Source organism: Pseudomonas sp. ADAK7 (assembly GCF_012935675.1).
Taxonomy (GTDB): domain Bacteria; phylum Pseudomonadota; class Gammaproteobacteria; order Pseudomonadales; family Pseudomonadaceae; genus Aquipseudomonas.
In genome coordinates this window covers 4,090,273-4,105,491 of sequence record NZ_CP052861.1, presented here as the reverse complement: position 1 = coordinate 4,105,491, position 15,219 = coordinate 4,090,273, and the positions used below count along the sequence as shown (strand labels likewise).

Annotated in this window: 12 protein-coding genes, 1 tRNA gene and 1 pseudogene; 3 read left to right on the top strand and 11 right to left on the bottom strand. The window is 53.9% G+C overall.

Translation table 11 applies throughout. The features are described 5' to 3' along the window. The 3 genes and pseudogenes from HKK53_RS18860 to HKK53_RS18855 all read right to left on the bottom strand — a co-directional run bounded on the left by HKK53_RS18860 (position 1) and on the right by HKK53_RS18855 (position 2,810). On the bottom strand, positions 1-972 hold the full coding sequence (locus HKK53_RS18860; RefSeq protein WP_169372074.1) for a reverse transcriptase domain-containing protein: 972 nt from the start codon (positions 970-972) through the stop codon (positions 1-3). Positions 973-1,488: 516 nt separating this feature from the next. Next, positions 1,489-1,845 (bottom strand): annotated as a pseudogene (locus tag HKK53_RS32660) (hypothetical protein). Continuing rightward, positions 1,842-2,810, bottom strand: coding sequence for an integrase domain-containing protein (locus HKK53_RS18855; protein ID WP_169372073.1), 969 nt, complete (start codon positions 2,808-2,810; stop codon positions 1,842-1,844). Before HKK53_RS18855 ends, HKK53_RS32660 begins: the two are co-directional and overlap by 4 nt. A 1,094-nt stretch (positions 2,811-3,904) precedes the next feature. On the opposite strand from HKK53_RS18855, the gene HKK53_RS18845 reads away from it, so the two are divergent. Together HKK53_RS18845 and HKK53_RS18840 are read left to right on the top strand one after the other, a co-directional pair. Continuing rightward, positions 3,905-5,023 carry a serine/threonine protein kinase gene (locus HKK53_RS18845; protein WP_169372071.1) on the top strand — a complete coding sequence of 373 codons (1,119 nt, stop codon included), beginning with the start codon at positions 3,905-3,907 and terminating at the stop codon, positions 5,021-5,023. 18 nt (positions 5,024-5,041) lie between these two features. Next, the gene (locus tag HKK53_RS18840) at positions 5,042-5,707 is read left to right on the top strand and encodes a hypothetical protein (protein ID WP_169372070.1); all 666 of its coding nucleotides are present in this window, start codon (positions 5,042-5,044) and stop codon (positions 5,705-5,707) included. Between the two features lie 219 nt (positions 5,708-5,926). Here the strand turns inward: HKK53_RS18840 and HKK53_RS18835 are convergent, their stop codons facing one another. The 8 genes from HKK53_RS18835 to HKK53_RS18800 form a co-directional block, all read right to left on the bottom strand. Further along, complete coding sequence (locus tag HKK53_RS18835; RefSeq protein WP_169372069.1) at positions 5,927-7,249, bottom strand: tyrosine-type recombinase/integrase; 1,323 nt, start codon at positions 7,247-7,249, stop codon at positions 5,927-5,929. Between the two features lie 172 nt (positions 7,250-7,421). Further along, positions 7,422-7,497, bottom strand: a tRNA-Thr gene (locus tag HKK53_RS18830). A 78-nt stretch (positions 7,498-7,575) separates the two neighbouring features. Then, positions 7,576-8,412, bottom strand: a complete 837-nt coding sequence (locus HKK53_RS18825; protein WP_169372068.1) for an FkbM family methyltransferase — start codon at positions 8,410-8,412, stop codon at positions 7,576-7,578. A gap of 332 nt (positions 8,413-8,744) precedes the next feature. Then, complete coding sequence (locus HKK53_RS18820) at positions 8,745-9,977, bottom strand: methyltransferase (RefSeq protein WP_169372067.1); 1,233 nt, start codon at positions 9,975-9,977, stop codon at positions 8,745-8,747. Then, a complete protein-coding gene (locus tag HKK53_RS18815) occupies positions 9,958-10,647 on the bottom strand; it encodes an ABC transporter permease (protein WP_054054362.1) in 690 nt (229 codons plus the stop codon). Before HKK53_RS18815 ends, HKK53_RS18820 begins: the two co-directional genes overlap by 20 nt. After that, on the bottom strand, positions 10,644-11,339 hold the full coding sequence (locus HKK53_RS18810) for an ABC transporter permease (RefSeq protein WP_169372066.1): 696 nt from the start codon (positions 11,337-11,339) through the stop codon (positions 10,644-10,646). The genes HKK53_RS18815 and HKK53_RS18810 overlap by 4 nt, the downstream gene beginning before the upstream one ends. A gap of 77 nt (positions 11,340-11,416) precedes the next feature. After that, entirely contained in the window at positions 11,417-12,163 is a 747-nt protein-coding gene (locus HKK53_RS18805) for an ABC transporter substrate-binding protein (RefSeq protein WP_169372065.1), read from the bottom strand. 13 nt (positions 12,164-12,176) lie between these two features. Further along, positions 12,177-12,950 (bottom strand): ABC transporter ATP-binding protein, encoded by a 774-nt coding sequence (locus tag HKK53_RS18800; protein ID WP_133837806.1) that lies wholly within the window; start codon positions 12,948-12,950, stop codon positions 12,177-12,179. A gap of 551 nt (positions 12,951-13,501) precedes the next feature. On the opposite strand from HKK53_RS18800, the gene gabP reads away from it, so the two are divergent. Further along, entirely contained in the window at positions 13,502-14,893 is a 1,392-nt protein-coding gene (gene gabP / locus HKK53_RS18795) for a GABA permease (RefSeq protein WP_169372064.1), read from the top strand. Positions 14,894-15,219 lie beyond the last annotated feature (326 nt).

Here is a 15,219-nt window from a genome sequence, read left to right as displayed (position 1 = left end):
CTACTTCACCGTGCCGCGAATGAACGCGTCAACAACTGAAGTTCCATATTTTTTCCGTAGTTTATTTAAGTAGTGGGGGTCGGTAGTGTTTACGTAGTTCAAATAACCCGATATCTGTAAAAGGCCAACACTGTTGTCTCCTTTTAGTTTTGAACTTTCTGATTCTAGTCTATCATTGAATTTGGTTTTATCACTCGCGTAGAAGTGAAGTAGAACCTCAATTGTATTTTTTAGTTTTGAATCAATGGTGACGGCCCCATTGGGCAAAATAACCATCCCCAAAATTTTTATTTTATTTCCTACAGACGAAAATTTGGTTTTGCTGAAGTTTAGGTTTAGCTTCTCGCCGAAACACTCTTTCAGCATTTCTCCAACTGTAGTATCGATCCCATATAGTCGGGTGTCCCCACTGCTAGACAAGATAATGTCGTCAGAATATCTAGTGTAAATTAGATTTTGAGCGATACAGTAATCTTCAAGTATGCTGTCAAATTTTTGAAGACACGCATTGCTAATGATAGGGGATGTTGAAAACCCAATGGGCAGCATGTCATTTACGGTTGACATTTCTATAATTCTATCTAAATATCTGTCTATGTCGGAGACAGGTATAGAGTCGAAATTGTTTTTTACTGTTTCTCTTACTAAGGCGCTATCAATACTGTTAAAAAAGCTTTTCAGGTCTGTTTGAAAAAAATGACGGCTGCCGGCATGTTTTTGTACTGCACTTGCAACGTTCACTCCTTTTCTGTAGGAATAAACAACATTTTCATTTACTTTTAAAAATTCAAAGACAAATAAATTTAGAAATTTATGGTAGGCCTTCAGTTTTTCGTCGGTCTTGTATAGTTCCATGCCTTTGAGGGTGGTTACTTTATAGCGTGTTGTTATATCTCCCGCCAAAAAATCCTGGAAATCATGTTTTCCATGATACATGGCGTCAAATATCGAGCTTAATTCTTTCTTTGCCATAACAGCCCCTCAAACCTTCGACTCACTATTTGTTACGCGAATTTTTTATTCGTGACAGCAAAACTAATACTGTTGTGGTGTTTGCCTCAGTCTATATATGTACAGCAGACTATGGATTCAGGCTGGGGTCACTGTAACAAAAAAAAGGCGCATAAGCAGGTATTAAGCCAGAATGCACCATAAGTGCACAGCTAATTGAACAGTTGAAAGTGATCTTTAGGTGCAGGCAGGAAGGGGGTTACGGGTAACGCAAATTTTACTGTTCGTGCGGCTTCCCTCAATCAGCAGATTGGGGAAGTCACACAAAAGTAACTCGGATACAGGCCTTTAGAGGTCAGCTTGAGACTGGAGATGCTCCTAGTCACTGACATGAAGAGATCCTAAGCCGCATTCCCAAAAAAAACAAGGGTAGGCAGGTCATCCCTGAGTTCTAGCTCTGAGATATGTACAGTCATATTCTGTGAGTCTAAAGCTGACCCAGTGCTGATGTACGTCGCCTGCCGAGACGAATGTCCGCTATTGGGTCGTTTCTGCCGAACTCCTATTTTTTTTGCGATGGTCGGTCTTTACGTCCTCTATGGATGGTGGAACTGCACCTATCACTTTGAATTGCCAAGGCTTCCCTAGACGAGCAGTGATCAACTGCATGGTCAGTAGATAGTAATAGCGCGTTGATTCGGCGTGTTGATTGAGGTGGTTTTTTAGAAACCATGCGAGATGCTTTCTCTGCCAGGCCCATGGGTTCTCTCAGTGCCAGCGATCAGAGATCGCCGCTTGAATGGCCTTTGCTTGGCGTAGGTGACGTTCGCGAGTGGCATGCGACCCGGTGAGAACGCCCGCCAGAAAAATCTCCATATCGAATGGCTTGCTCATGCTCGAGCGCCAATGTACGCCGATACAACGTCGATTCGACCGTGCCCCAGCTCATAGCTGATTTGTGCTCGAGCCTTCTGATCGAGGTGGTAACAATTGCCTCCATTGATGGGGGCGGGATGAAGGGTGATTTGCTCGTAGCGTTCGCATGCATAGGCCGCCCGCAGTTCGTGGAAGCCTTTGAGGTTGTGCGTGTGGAGGATGTCTCGAGCGGGGCGAACAGTGCCCTGTAAGAAATCCTGGTAGCTTTCGTGCGGAGCTAATACGTTGCGGCTAGTGTCAGGCGAGGCCTGTTCGGCAAACCTCAGGGCATCACGAATATGATTATCTACCCCGATCCAGCGAGGTGCCGAAGCACCTGCGCGACCACCTTTGGTGCCATCCTGGATGTTGATCTTCCCGTATTGTTCGGACTCGCGCTTCAGGCGCGGAAGGTCGGCTAAAATCGCCTCGCGCAAGCGCATGCCGGTGGCTCGCGCCAACTGCGCGATGGCCGCAGCGCGCGGCATTTGGCGTTCGCAGAGCACGGCGACGAGCCGCTTCACGTGTTCGCGGTCTTGGCCTTGCGGCACCGAGCGACGAACATTGGTGCGCTGCATTTCCAACGCCTTGCTCGGACTCGGTACTTTCACGTACTGATCACCGCGAAGCGCTGCCATGGTCCGGTTCACGCTGGATAATCGATTTTGTGCGGTGGCGATAGCGAGGTCGCCGCGCTCGACTAAGTGACTCAGATGCGCCGCGTAATCCGACAAGATCTGGCGATCTATCTGCCGTGCATCGTTGAGCCCTGGTCCATCGTCTGAGCGGCACCAGCGCACAAACGCCTGCCAGCGATCGCTGTGCGCTTTGACCGTGCCGTAATGCCCTCCGCCGAACATGTCTTTTAACGCCTGCGGTCCGGCATAACTCAGTTGCCGACCATACCCAAAATTACGCCCATCCCGTCTACCGACCAATCCCATGACCATACTCCTCTCGAAGCCACACTTGTAAAACCTTCCCCACATCATCCCGCCAAGAATGTTGAGTGTTATCAGGGATCAAGGCCCCTGCGACCTGTGAGGGTTGTCCACTAACGCGGGACTGGCGGCTCCTTACGACCGGGAGCTTGGGCATCTCATGATCTGGCCTCCTGAGCACTTCCGAAGAAGTGGGCGGGTGGAGGCTGCGCTGGCTGACGAGACCAGCGCCGCGAGATCCTGAGTCGGGTTAAGGCAGTGAAGCGATGACCGGGGCATGCCTGACTGTCAGTCAGGTGAAGTCCATTCCGTGGATTGCGGCACCATCATCTGCATCGCTGTTGCTGGTGACTTCGGTGTTTGTCACGCCGATTGTCACGAGGGGAAATGCCGCAAAGCCTTGTACGAGGTGGGCTGCAGCAGCGGTAGGAGCGCCCGTCTCTTTCCGGAAGAAAGAGACGGGCGCAGGTTGGCGCAATGAAATGGCCAAGCGGATAGGTTGCTGCGGGGCAGTTATGAAAGAGTATGAGTTGCCGCAGTGGGCACACTGATAAAAGTAGGCATCCATCACATCGCTGTGACCGTGCGAGCCGCCGGACGCTAATCGCACTTTGGGTGAACCACCACGGTGTGGCGTAGCCTCAAAGGTTCTGACAACCTGGGTTGCTGTCAACGACAGTGCTTTGCCCGATCTTTTCTACGCCTGTGGATAATTTGGGTCAAGGCTCGAATTATTGGGAGTTCTGCGGTTGTGGATTAAATTATCCACCGGTGGAAATCTGTGGTTTTCCACAGACGATTATCTAGAATTTGATTTTTTAATAAGGTCCTCCCAAGTCGGGCGGCTACGCAGCCCGGCTTGGGAGGACCCATATGAAAGCGGTTGAAGGAGCGCAGGAGTGGCTTGGGATTTTCCGGTCTGCTTTTGAGTGGCAACGACCAACTAGAGATCTTAACAAACAGCATTTGCTCCTATTGAGGATGTCACTGGACATGATGATGTCAAAATAGTAGCGTAGCGCGGGATTTCACAAGAAGTCGGGTAGGACAAGACTCGCCGCAATACCCATCGTTAATAATGTTTGCAAGGATGAAACATGAATTCCGCTGCGCTTCTTTCGAAAGAAGAGATCTATGAGAAATTTCCACAAATTAAGTTGCGTTACCAAATAATTGGAGATAAAGCCATTGGCGAGGCCAGCGGTTTTGGCGCGGTATGGTGCGCAACTGATAAGTGGGTGAATTCTCTTGTCGCGTTAAAGATAAGTGACGGCGATTTACTCGCTGAGGTAAAATTGTGTAGGGATATTGACGGTGAAACCGTCCGAGTCTTCGATTTTTATAAAAGCGAAGATGGTTGGCATGCATTCGCGATGGAGCATCTCGGCGGATCTTGGGTCACGCTATCTGCATACATATCGAGGCATCGTTATAAAAATAATGATATCCAGCATTATTTTGATTCTTTTGAGATTATCCGTTCGGTGCTTCATGGCTTAAGTTCCTTGCATGGGAAGCCATACCAGCGATTGAATTCTGTTATTCATGCGGATATAAAGCCTGCAAATTTGTTTGTGTTGATCAATCCCAAAAAACGCCCGCACACCGTGTTCCGCATGCCGTCCTATATGGATATGATTAAGATAATAGATCTCGGAGTTGGAGTTGGCCGAGGGAAAGAGTTGCGAGGTTATACACCAGCATATCGACCTGAGGGCATGACTCAGGCGGCGCATGGTTATGACCTTTATGCCGTAGCAGTTTCGTTTGTCGAACTTTTGACCGGTCGAAGACCTACACATCAGCAAATGGGTGATAAACGGCGATTACGAAAAGCTTTAGCGAAAAACTCATCAGGCTCGGAGTATATAGATAATCTTGCAATTGATTTCGTGACCACATGCAAAAATGCAGCAAGCCAGAATGCCACAACCGCAAAAAAATTAATAAAAATTCTTGATGAAAAACTTTTTGATAAAGAATCGCTTCGTTTGATGAGCCTTCGAGGTCTGGTTAAAAACGGTGGTGATGATAGTACTAAAGCGGATTTTGCGAAAATTTTGTACCCCATAATTGCAAGTTATTGGGGGTGGATGCGCCGCACCGAAAAGCGGTGTGAAGTAGTGAAAGACTTCGTTGATGACCTCCTTAAGGATGGAATAATATTCAAAGGTAGCAATTTAAAGAGATACCGTGTTGCTCGAATTATTGTTTAAACTAAAAGAGAGAAGTTTATGAAGTGTTATTTTCAAGATTGTAACGAGGATGGAGAGACGAAGGAGCATATCCCCCCTCGCTCTTTTTTTCCAGAAGGGGAAAAATTGCAGTTGCTTACTGTCAGGTCTTGCAAAAAACATAATAACGCCAAATCGACAGATGATATTTATGTTCTAGCACAGATATGTATGAATGCCTCGCCGAGCAATAGGGCAAGAGAGGTGTTTCTTAGTAAAGTTGCGCCTCAGTTATCCTACAATAATTACGCATTACGCAATCTATTGGCAAAAGGCGCAGTTCAATCGGAGTGCGGAGCAGTTAAGTATCACGTCGACTCTTCGCGGTTTGATGATTTCTTTACTGCTCTTTCATGTGGAATAATCTTTAAGTCCTGTGGTTCGTCGCTGCCGGTGAACTATAGTCTTTCACATGTATATCATAATTTCCAAAATGATTCGGATGTTCAGTTGCGTAATTTAGAAGATGCTATTGGTAGATTTTACTCCGGTAAGCCGATGGATTTTATGGAGTTCGGCGATCCCGAAACAAAAAATGAAAAAATCTATACTGTGACTATATTCGGTATCCCAGGATTTAAATCAAGTATCACACTTGTTCATAATTTTTTTGGAACCTTTAAGGTTACGTCAATGCTAACGAATTTGATCAAGGTTGGGGTGTAGCAAAAAGTAATAAATAACAGTTCAGTAAGCTATAGAGGTCTTCGTATTTCCTTTCTAGGAGCTAGGTGTTATACGGTTGACTGTTTTGGGTTGTTTTCTCCATCGCGTATCGCCTAGTGTGTTCAAGATTTATATCCGATTAATTGTCTAGAATTAAATTGTTTAGTGAATCGAATATGACGAGGTGTTCGATTTGCTACGGTGGCCTAGGGAATGCATTTACGCGATCGACCCACGTTTTACCTTCATCCGGGTGACGTTGGTGCCAGTCTGATTAGCAAACTCGTGGGGAGTGACATGCTCCTGCCGGTTGGCCTCCAAGTACCGGCTCCACCAGTTCATGATCAGCCTGCGCTCCTCAATGAACTCGGCCTTGTGGATGTAAGCGGCGCGGACGTTGTTGCGTTCCTTGTGGCTCATCTGCCTTTCAATGGCGGTCTCGGACCAGAGTCCTGACTCGATCAGTGCGCTGCAGGCCATCGAACGAAACCCATGCCCGCAGATATCGGTTTTGGTGTCGTACCCCATCGTCCGTAGCGCATTGTTCACGGTATTTTCGGACATGGGTTTCCAGGGTTTGGCATCACCTGCGAAGACCAATGCGAATTTACCTGTGAGTGCATGGATTTTTTCGAGTAGCGCCACTGCTTGCGGCGATAAGGGTACTAAATGGATATCCCCTGCCATCTTCGTACCCCTTGTGGAAAAGGGTACTCCCTCCAACGCGGGTCGAGTGTCCGGTACTTCCCAGGTGCCGCGCTTGAGGTCGAACTCGCTCCAGCGGGCGAAACGCAGCTCGCTGGATCGTACAAACACATGCAGCGACAGCATCACCGTCAGACGGGTAAGTGCCCGACCTTTATAGGTGTCGATCCGCTCCTGCAGTTCCGGCAGTCGCGATAAGGGTAGAGCGGGGCGATGGACCACCCGCGGGGCCTTGATCGAGCCTTCGAGGTCGTAAGCAGGGTTTATGGTGATAAGCCGGAGGCGCTTTGCCTCGCGCATAATGCTCTGCAGGTAGTTTTGTACCCTTAAAGCAACGTCTATCGTTCCGCGCTTCTTGATCGCTTCCAAGGGCTGCATAAGGTCATGGGTGTCGAGATCAACAATGGCGCGTGCGCCGATCAGCGGGAATACGTGGGTTTTGAGGCGGCTCATCACAGTCTTGGAATGGCCTGGTGCCCACTTGGCCGACATTTCCGTATGCCAGTCGAGCGCAACGCTTTCAAAAGTTCTGCCTTTGATTACGGCTTCCGCCTTGGCTTGGTGTTTGGTCTCTATGGGATCAATGCCATCCGTCAGCATTCGCTTGACCTCCAAGCGCTTGCGGCGCGCATCGGCGAGGCCAATGACGGGGTAGTTGCCGAACGAGGTCAGTCCTTCCCGTCCGTCGGGTTTGACGTAACGGAGCCGCCAGCCTTTGCGGCCATTGGGTTGGACTAGGAGGTAGAGGCCATCGCCATCGAAAAGCTTGTAGGCGCGGTCTGTAGGTTTTGCCAAGCGGCAAGCTGCGTCGGAGAGCGGAGCTGTGGTGCGCGACATAAGGGTACTCCCTTTTATCGAAGTGACCTGTATCCCAAACTCTACCCTTAAAACGGTTGGAATCCACCAGTTTCTGACGGAAACCGATGGAACGCCAAAACGAAAAAACCCGCCAGAAGGCGGGTTTTTCGGGGGTTTCAGAGATTTTGAAAGCCTTCTCTGGAACCTTGTATGGTGCCGGCACCAGGAGTCGAACCCGGGACCTACTGATTACAAGTCAGTTGCTCTACCAACTGAGCTATACCGGCGTGTTAGGGCGACGATTATAGCGATTGGATTGGTTCTGTAAACCCCTGAATTCAGACTATTTTTACGCGGCCTTCAGGTTAGCCTCGAACCAGGGCTTTCCTGAGTTTCTGAAGGGTGCGCCAGCCCCGGCTATTTTGCATGGCGCGCAGCTGCGCTTCGGCGGTTTCGGCGCGTTGTAGGGCGATGGTGAGTTGCTTTTCAGCGTCCGGATCAGCGGCGCTGAGCGGGTGGGCGAGGGCATGACCCCGACACAATTGGAAGTTGTCGAGGTTGCACGGCGGGATGTCGAACGCGGGTTTGAGGTCAAGATGTTCGTTGGGCAGGAACCAAGTGTTGATGCCGTCGAACAGGACGGCCTGATAACCGGCGTCGGTGACGAGGTGTTCCCAGGTGTGGTCGCGGGCCCATGGGGTTTCGATGAGGATGATCCAGGGGCGCCAGGTGGCGAAGTCCATGCCGCGCAGGACGGTTTCTTCGTGGCCTTCAACGTCGATTTTCAGGAAGTGGATGGGACGGTTCCGCGCGTATTGCTCGCAGATGGAGGTGAGGGTGCGGGCTTTGACGGTTTGGCGGTGGATGTCCATGCCCAGGGCTGTACGCTCTTGCGCGGTGGCCGGGTCGACGGTGGAGAGGCCGGTGCCGGGGATGCCGTAGAAGGTGAGATCTTCGGCGCTGTCGCTGGCCACGCATTGCAGGTTGGTGTCGTTGGGCCGTTGTTGGCACAGCGCATCATGGAAGGCTTGCATCGGCTCAACGTTGATGCCGGTCCAGCCGCGGTCGTAAAAGGCTTTGGTCACGGAGTCGTGGGTGGGGTCATTGGCGCCGATGTCGATGTAGAAGCCGTTTTCGAACTGTTTGAGGGCGCGCCACAGGCGGATGTCTTCGAAATTCTGTGCGTAAGAAATGAACGTCACTGTCGCTTCCTGTCATTCGCTCGTGGCCGCGCTGTTGGCGCCCTTGGCCTCTTTTATAGCAAGGGTGGGTGCCAAGTGCGATTTTCCTTTCATGGCGTCCGGTATTCGGCGGTTATGTCGTTTCGATTGAATGCTTATGCACAACGCGACGCCTGATGAGCAGGCTCAACGGCGCTTTTGTGGACTCGTTCTCATTTGTTCGCAAATCCCTGTTTTTAGGGTTTTTTATTTATATGTACGAAAAATGAACAGTTGTGTTTCAGCCGCGAAACAGCGCATTTATTGGATCCACGAGAATTTCATCAACAGAGTTATCCACAGGCTGCGACTGTTTAAGGGCGTTCGGCCAGAAGCAGGAAGTTGCGCGGTGTGAGCGGGGTTTCGCAGAAGGTACCGAGACGAACGGTGTAACCCTGCTCGGCGAGGAAAAGTGCCCGATCAAGTACCAGCCACAGCTCCAGAGGACGTCGGAAAAGGCCACGCAGCAGCTCCAGATTGCGCACTTCGGCCAATCGCTGCCAGCCGGCGGCTTCGAGGGCTGGCCAATCCTGCGCGCCGATTGTGGATAACTCCTTGTGTGCGGCCAAATGATGGCAATAGTCGGCGAAGGATTTATCCAGCCAGGTGCTGGGCAGGGACGGAGTGGGCAGGTATTCGTCGACGCCGCGCAGTTGCCGTTGCAGCAGGTCAAAACCCAGGCGCCGTGCCATGGAAGTGTCCCGTTGACGTCGGACCCGTGCACCGGCGGTGACGGTTTCGCTCATCGGCAGTGCGAGATCTTCGAGGGATAGCTGTAGGCCGGATCCCATACCCGCCGAGGAAAGCGCCTCATAACTAGAAAGACTGATCCGGTTATAGCAGCACGGTGCAATGGCCAATTGTTTACATCCAGCCTCACTGGCGAGTCGGATCAACCGCACATGCAGATCACCACAGGCGTGCAGCGCTACCGGGGTGTGTTCGCTCTTCAATAAAGAAGCCGCGCCGGCGGCGAGTACATCTTGCTCAACATGCAGCGCATGCAACTGATGACGCTGGCTGAGTGTTTGCCCGCTCAACACCAAAGAAGGATCGTATTCCAGACAGGTCAGTTGCTGCCCGGTTTGCAGCAGGCGTCGGCCCAGGTGGCCTTTGCCCGAACACCAATCCAGCCACTGCGTCGGCGGCGCAGCAAACGACAAACGACTGGCAAACGCCTCAATCTGCTGCCACTTGCGCCCCGGCACATCGACGTTCAACCGATGTCCGGCCGCCTCAAGCGCATGCGCCGGCAGCTCAGCCACCGAACTCAGCTCAAGCGACAACGCCGCCAATGAAGCAAACGGCTCCGGCGCATCCAGCAAGCAAGGTTGGTTATGACTGTTTTCCGCTGCTTCCAGCGACCGGCCGCGTAGCCAGGAAGACAACGAAGGGTAGGACGTTTCCCAAGGCAGCTGCAGATGAGTAAACGGTCGAGGCTTCCACAGTGCCTGATGCTCAATCAGAAAAGCATCCAGCGCCATGAAACGGGCGAGTAGGGCCTCGCCCGTCAGCACGCAGGAGGAATCAACGCCCTTGGCAGGCATCGACGCGTAGCCAGCGCTCCAGCAGCTTGAAGCCGCGAACCAGCACGTAAGCCATCAACAGATAGAACATGCCCGCGGCGAAGAAGATCTCCACCGGCAAGTAGGTGCGAGCAATGATGGTGCGGGCCATGCCGGTCAGTTCCAGCAGGGTCACGGTGCTGGCCAGGGCGCTGGCCTTGAGCATCAGGATCACTTCGTTGCTGTAGGCCGGCAGGCCGATGCGCGCGGCACGGGGCAGGATGATGTAGAACAGCGCCTTAGGCTTGGACATGCCCAGCGCCCGCGCGGCCTCGATCTCGCCCGGTGGAATCGCCTGGATCGCGCCACGCAGGATCTCGGCGATGTAGGCAGCGGTGTGCAAAGTCATGGTCGCCGTGGCGCACCAGAACGGATCGCGCAGGTACGGCCACATCGAGCTGTTGCGCACGGCATCGAACTGCGCCAGGCCGTAGTAGACGAGGAACAACTGAACCAGTAACGGCGTGCCACGGAAAAAGAAGATGTACGCGTAGGGCAATGACCGCACATACCAGCGTCGCGACGAACGCGCGATGCCCAGCGGAATCGCCAGCAGCAACCCGGCGATCACAGCGATGGCCACCAGTTCCAGGGTCAGCGTCGCGCCCTGGGCCAGTTTCGGCAGCCACTTGATGATGACTTCCCAGTTCATTGGGTGCTCCTCGCGAAGCCGCGAGCGGCGCGTCGTTCCAGGAAGTACATGCCGGTCATGGCCAGAATGGTCAGGCCCAGGTACATGAATGCAGCGACCATAAAGAAGGTGAACGGCTGTTTCGACACAGTCACGCCGATTTGTGCGTGACGCATGATTTCTTCCAGGCCGATCACCGACACCAGCGCGGTGTCTTTCATCAGGATCATGAACAGGTTGCCCAGGCCCGGCAGGGCGATGCGCCACATCTGCGGCATGATCAGTCGGGTGAAGATGCGGAATTTCGACAGGCCCAAGGCAATGCCGGCTTCACGGTGACCTTTGGGGATCGCCAGGATCGCGCCGCGAAACACTTCCGTAGCGTAGGCGCCGAAGCACAGGCCCAACGCGATCACGCCGGCGGCGAAGGCATTGAGGGCGAGGTCGGGGTTGCCGAAAAACTCGCCCAAGGCACGCATCAGATTGACGGTGCCGAAGTAGATCAACAGCACCCAGAGCAATTCCGGGATACCGCGAACCAACGTCGAATAAGTGCCGCCCAGCCATTGCAGCGGCTTGTGCGGGGATGTCTTGGCCAAGGCGCCGAGCAGACCGAGCACCAGCCCCAGGCACAGCGCCGAGAGTGCCAGTTTCACAGTCATCAGCGCACCAGCGGCGAGCGCCGGGCCGAATCCGTAGAGGTCGATAATCATGGGTTTCTTTTCAATCGCGGCAGGCAATGCCAAGGACTGGCGCCGTCAGCGAACGGCGCCGGTCAGGCAGGTCAGAATCAATAGATGCTGAACGGGAAGTACTTGTCGTTGATCTTCTTGTAAGTACCGTCTTCGACGATTTCTTTCAGCGCAAGGTTCAGCCTGGCGCGGATGGTGTCGCCTTTACGTACAGCGATACCGATCTTGTCGCTTTCTTCCACCGGGTCACCCTTGAATTCGTAAGGGCGGCCAGCGTCGCTTTTCAGCCATTCGTAGTTGACGTACTTGTCGGCCAGGATGCCGTCCAGACGACCGGAAGTCAGGTCGAGGTAGGCGTTTTCCTGGGTGTCGTAGAGTTTGACTTCAACGCCTTCCATGTTGTCTTCCATCCAGGTGCCGGCGAGGGTCGCACGTTGTGCGCCGATCACTTTGCCTTGCAGGGAAGCCTTGTCGGTTTTGAAGTCGACGTCTTTCTTGGCGATGAATTGCAGCTTGTTGGAGTAGTACGGGTCGGTGAAGTCCACCGCTTGCTTGCGCTCATCGGTGATCGACATCGAGGAGATCAGGAAGTCGAATTTCTTGGCGTTCAGGGCCGGGATGATGCCATCCCAGTCAGACGTGACCACGGTGCAGTCGACTTTCATCTTGGCGCACAGGGCGTCGCCGATTTCTTTGTCGAAGCCGACGACATTGCCACTGGCATCTTTGTTGTTGAACGGCGGGTAGGCCGCTTCGATGCCCATCTTCAAGGTCTCGGCGACAGCGCCGGCGCTGAAGGCCAGGGTGACGGCAGCAGCCAGGAAGATTCTCTTGTAGTTCTGCATGCGGGTAGCTCCGTTAGCGGTTGCTGGACATGAATTGTTTGCAGCGCGCCGAAAGCGGGTTGTCGAACACCTGCTGTGGCGATCCTTGCTCTTCTACCAAGCCTTGGTGGAGGAACACCACTTCGCTGGAGACCTGACGGGCAAAGCCCATTTCGTGGGTCACGAGCAACATGGTGCGGCCTTCTTCGGCCAATGCGCGGATGACATTAAGTACTTCCTGGACCATTTCCGGGTCAAGGGCGGAGGTGGGCTCGTCGAACAGGATCACCTTGGGCTGCATCGCCAGCGTGCGGGCAATCGCTGCCCGTTGCTGTTGGCCGCCGGACAATTGCGCCGGGTAGGCGTGGCGCTTGTCGGCGATGCCGACCTTGGCCAGCAAGGCTTCGGCGACTTCGATGGCTTCGGCCTTGCTCTGGCCGAGTACTCGGCGCGGGGCTTCGATGATGTTGTCGAGCACGCTCATGTGCGGCCAGAGATTAAAGTTTTGAAACACAAAACCAATCTCGCTGCGCAGGCGATTGATCTGTTTGCCATCGGCGGCAACCAGTTCGCCGTTCTTCGCGGCCTTGAGTTTGAGTTCTTCGCCGGCCACCAGGATCTGGCCCTGGTGCGGGTTTTCCAACAGGTTGATGCAACGCAGGAACGTGGACTTGCCGGAACCGGAGGAACCCAGGATCGAGATCACGTCGCCGTCGCGGGCGGTCAGCGAGATGCCTTTGAGCACCTCAAGCTTTCCGTAGCGTTTGTGCAAGTTGCGGATTTCAAGCGCGGGCGTGGCCTCAGCCATGTGCGTTCCTCATAGTGTTTCACTCCTGCTGTTGGCGGCCTTCCTGGCGAGGCGGCCAAGCTAGCATAGCGTTCGAATGGCAGCCAACAGCGCTACGGGCGGTAAACGAATGGTGTGTGGCAGGTTGTCGCATCGGTACAGCAGTGTGTCGCGCTGCTATCAACCGAACAGCCGTTTGAACCAGCTGCCCCGCGGGTGTCGCGTAAAAAAAGGCGCGATGTTGCCAGCTTTGGCGGGGTGTTGGAAGCGCTAACCGGCCAAACGTACCCGATCTGCACTTTTATTGTGCGTCCCGCTTTTTTTCAGTGTGTTTCTGGTGCACTGCTTCGTCCTTAATGTGGGTCGCTGGGTAACGCTCTGGCGAATTGCCATTAATCTCAATGACTTGCGATGACCGTCCGGTCCAGCGGAGAGCCGCGGATCCGGGGACTTTGTAACATTTTGGCGCAATTATTGCGTGCAGAATAAGGAACGCCCCGTTGGATTCTTTTTACGAGAAAGAAATGCCAGACGCGGTGGACTGAATCGCTTTCCTTGCAAAGGTAGTTTCAATGAGCAGCACCCAAAGCTCCAATGGCCTCGAACAGGGGCTCAAACCGCGTCATGTGACCATGTTGTCGATCGCCGGGGTTATCGGCGCCGGCCTGTTTGTTGGCTCGGGCCACGCTATCGCAGCGGCCGGCCCAGCCGTGCTGTTGGCTTACGCTGCCGCCGGTGCACTGGTGGTGCTGGTGATGCGCATGCTCGGCGAAATGGCCGTGGCCTCGCCGGACACCGGCTCTTTCTCGACATACGCCGATCGCGCGATCGGTCACTGGGCCGGTTTCACCATCGGTTGGTTGTACTGGTGGTTCTGGGTGCTGGTGATTCCGCTGGAGGCCAACGCCGCCGCGACCATCCTGCACGCCTGGTTCCCGAATGTGGCGATCTGGGCCTTCACGCTTGTGATCACGCTGCTGCTGACGGTCACCAACCTGTTCAGCGTGAAGAACTACGGTGAGTTCGAGTTCTGGTTCGCCCTGGTCAAAGTCATCGCGATCATCGGTTTCATCGGCCTCGGCATTCTGGCGATCTTCGGCTTCCTGCCGAACAGCCAGGTCAGCGGCGTTTCGCACCTGTTCGACACCCAAGGCTTCCTGCCAAACGGCATGGGCGCAGTATTGGGCGCGATCCTGACCACCATGTTCTCCTTCATGGGCACCGAGATCGTCACCATCGCCGCCGCAGAATCGAAGAACCCGGGCCAGCAAATCTCCAAGGCCACCAACTCGGTGATCTGGCGGATCGGCTTGTTCTACCTCGTTTCGATTTTCATCGTTGTGGCCCTGGTGCCATGGAACGATCCAGTGCTGGCCGCTGTGGGTTCCTACCAGACCGTGCTTGAACGCATGGGCATCCCGAACGCCAAGCTGATCGTCGACATCGTGGTACTGGTTGCTGTAACCAGCTGCCTGAACTCGGCGCTGTATACCGCCTCGCGCATGATGTTCTCCCTGGGCAAGCGCGGCGATGCGCCGGCCGTTTCCCAACGCACCAACAAAAGCGGCACGCCGTACTGGGCCGTCATCCTGTCCACCGCTGCTGCGTTCGTCGCGGTATTCGCCAACTACGTGGCCCCGGCCGCCGTGTTCGAATTCCTGCTGGCCACCTCCGGCGCCATCGCGCTGCTGGTGTACCTGGTGATCGCTATCTCGCAACTGCGTATGCGCAAGCAGCGTATGGCCCGTGGCGAGAAAATCGCCTTCAGCATGTGGCTGTTCCCGGGCCTGACCTACGCGGTGATCGTCTTCATCGTCGTGGCCCTGACCATCATGCTGTTCCAGGAAGCCCATCGCGTGGAAATCCTCGCGACGGGTTTCCTGAGCTTGATGGTGGTAGCGGTCGGGCTGTTTGTGGCCCGTCGTCGTCGCAATGAAAAGTTGATCGCCGCAGTCGCGCGCTGAGTGTTCTGACTCAAGCCAAGTGCTGTTGAAACACGAAAACGACCGCCATCAGAAATGATCGCGGTCGTTTTTGTTTTCAGTCAGGCGCTTGTTCAAGTGGCTATCTGATGGACACAGTGATGGCGAGATAGTAGCCTTCGCAACGAATGTGTATCTCGCTGTTGCGAGATGCGATGGAGTTCCAGGACACGGATTGTTCGACGCCCCCAGCCTTCCTGGCTAAAGCCCCCGACCCTTTCATGCCTGCTCCCTCATCTGACGCGCGTCACAGATGCATTTGCGTGTGCCTGCCGATTAACCCGGCAGATCAGAATCAGAGCTGCATG

Bases quoted from the DNA above. Each gene is read 5' to 3' on its own strand.
- HKK53_RS18810 (WP_169372066.1), bottom strand. From the start codon at position 11,339: ATGATTATCGACCTCTACGGATTCGGCCCGGCGCTCGCCGCTGGTGCG.
- HKK53_RS18860 (WP_169372074.1), bottom strand. From the start codon at position 972: ATGGCAAAGAAAGAATTAAGCTCGATATTTGACGCCATGTATCATGGA.
- HKK53_RS18840 (WP_169372070.1), top strand. From the start codon at position 5,042: ATGAAGTGTTATTTTCAAGATTGTAACGAGGATGGAGAGACGAAGGAG.
- HKK53_RS18820 (WP_169372067.1), bottom strand. From the start codon at position 9,977: ATGCCTGCCAAGGGCGTTGATTCCTCCTGCGTGCTGACGGGCGAGGCC.
- gabP (WP_169372064.1), top strand. From the start codon at position 13,502: ATGAGCAGCACCCAAAGCTCCAATGGCCTCGAACAGGGGCTCAAACCG.
- HKK53_RS18815 (WP_054054362.1), bottom strand. From the start codon at position 10,647: ATGAACTGGGAAGTCATCATCAAGTGGCTGCCGAAACTGGCCCAGGGC.
- HKK53_RS18805 (WP_169372065.1), bottom strand. From the start codon at position 12,163: ATGCAGAACTACAAGAGAATCTTCCTGGCTGCTGCCGTCACCCTGGCC.
- HKK53_RS18855 (WP_169372073.1), bottom strand. From the start codon at position 2,810: ATGGGATTGGTCGGTAGACGGGATGGGCGTAATTTTGGGTATGGTCGG.
- HKK53_RS18835 (WP_169372069.1), bottom strand. From the start codon at position 7,249: ATGTCGCGCACCACAGCTCCGCTCTCCGACGCAGCTTGCCGCTTGGCA.
- HKK53_RS18800 (WP_133837806.1), bottom strand. From the start codon at position 12,950: ATGGCTGAGGCCACGCCCGCGCTTGAAATCCGCAACTTGCACAAACGC.
- HKK53_RS18845 (WP_169372071.1), top strand. From the start codon at position 3,905: ATGAATTCCGCTGCGCTTCTTTCGAAAGAAGAGATCTATGAGAAATTT.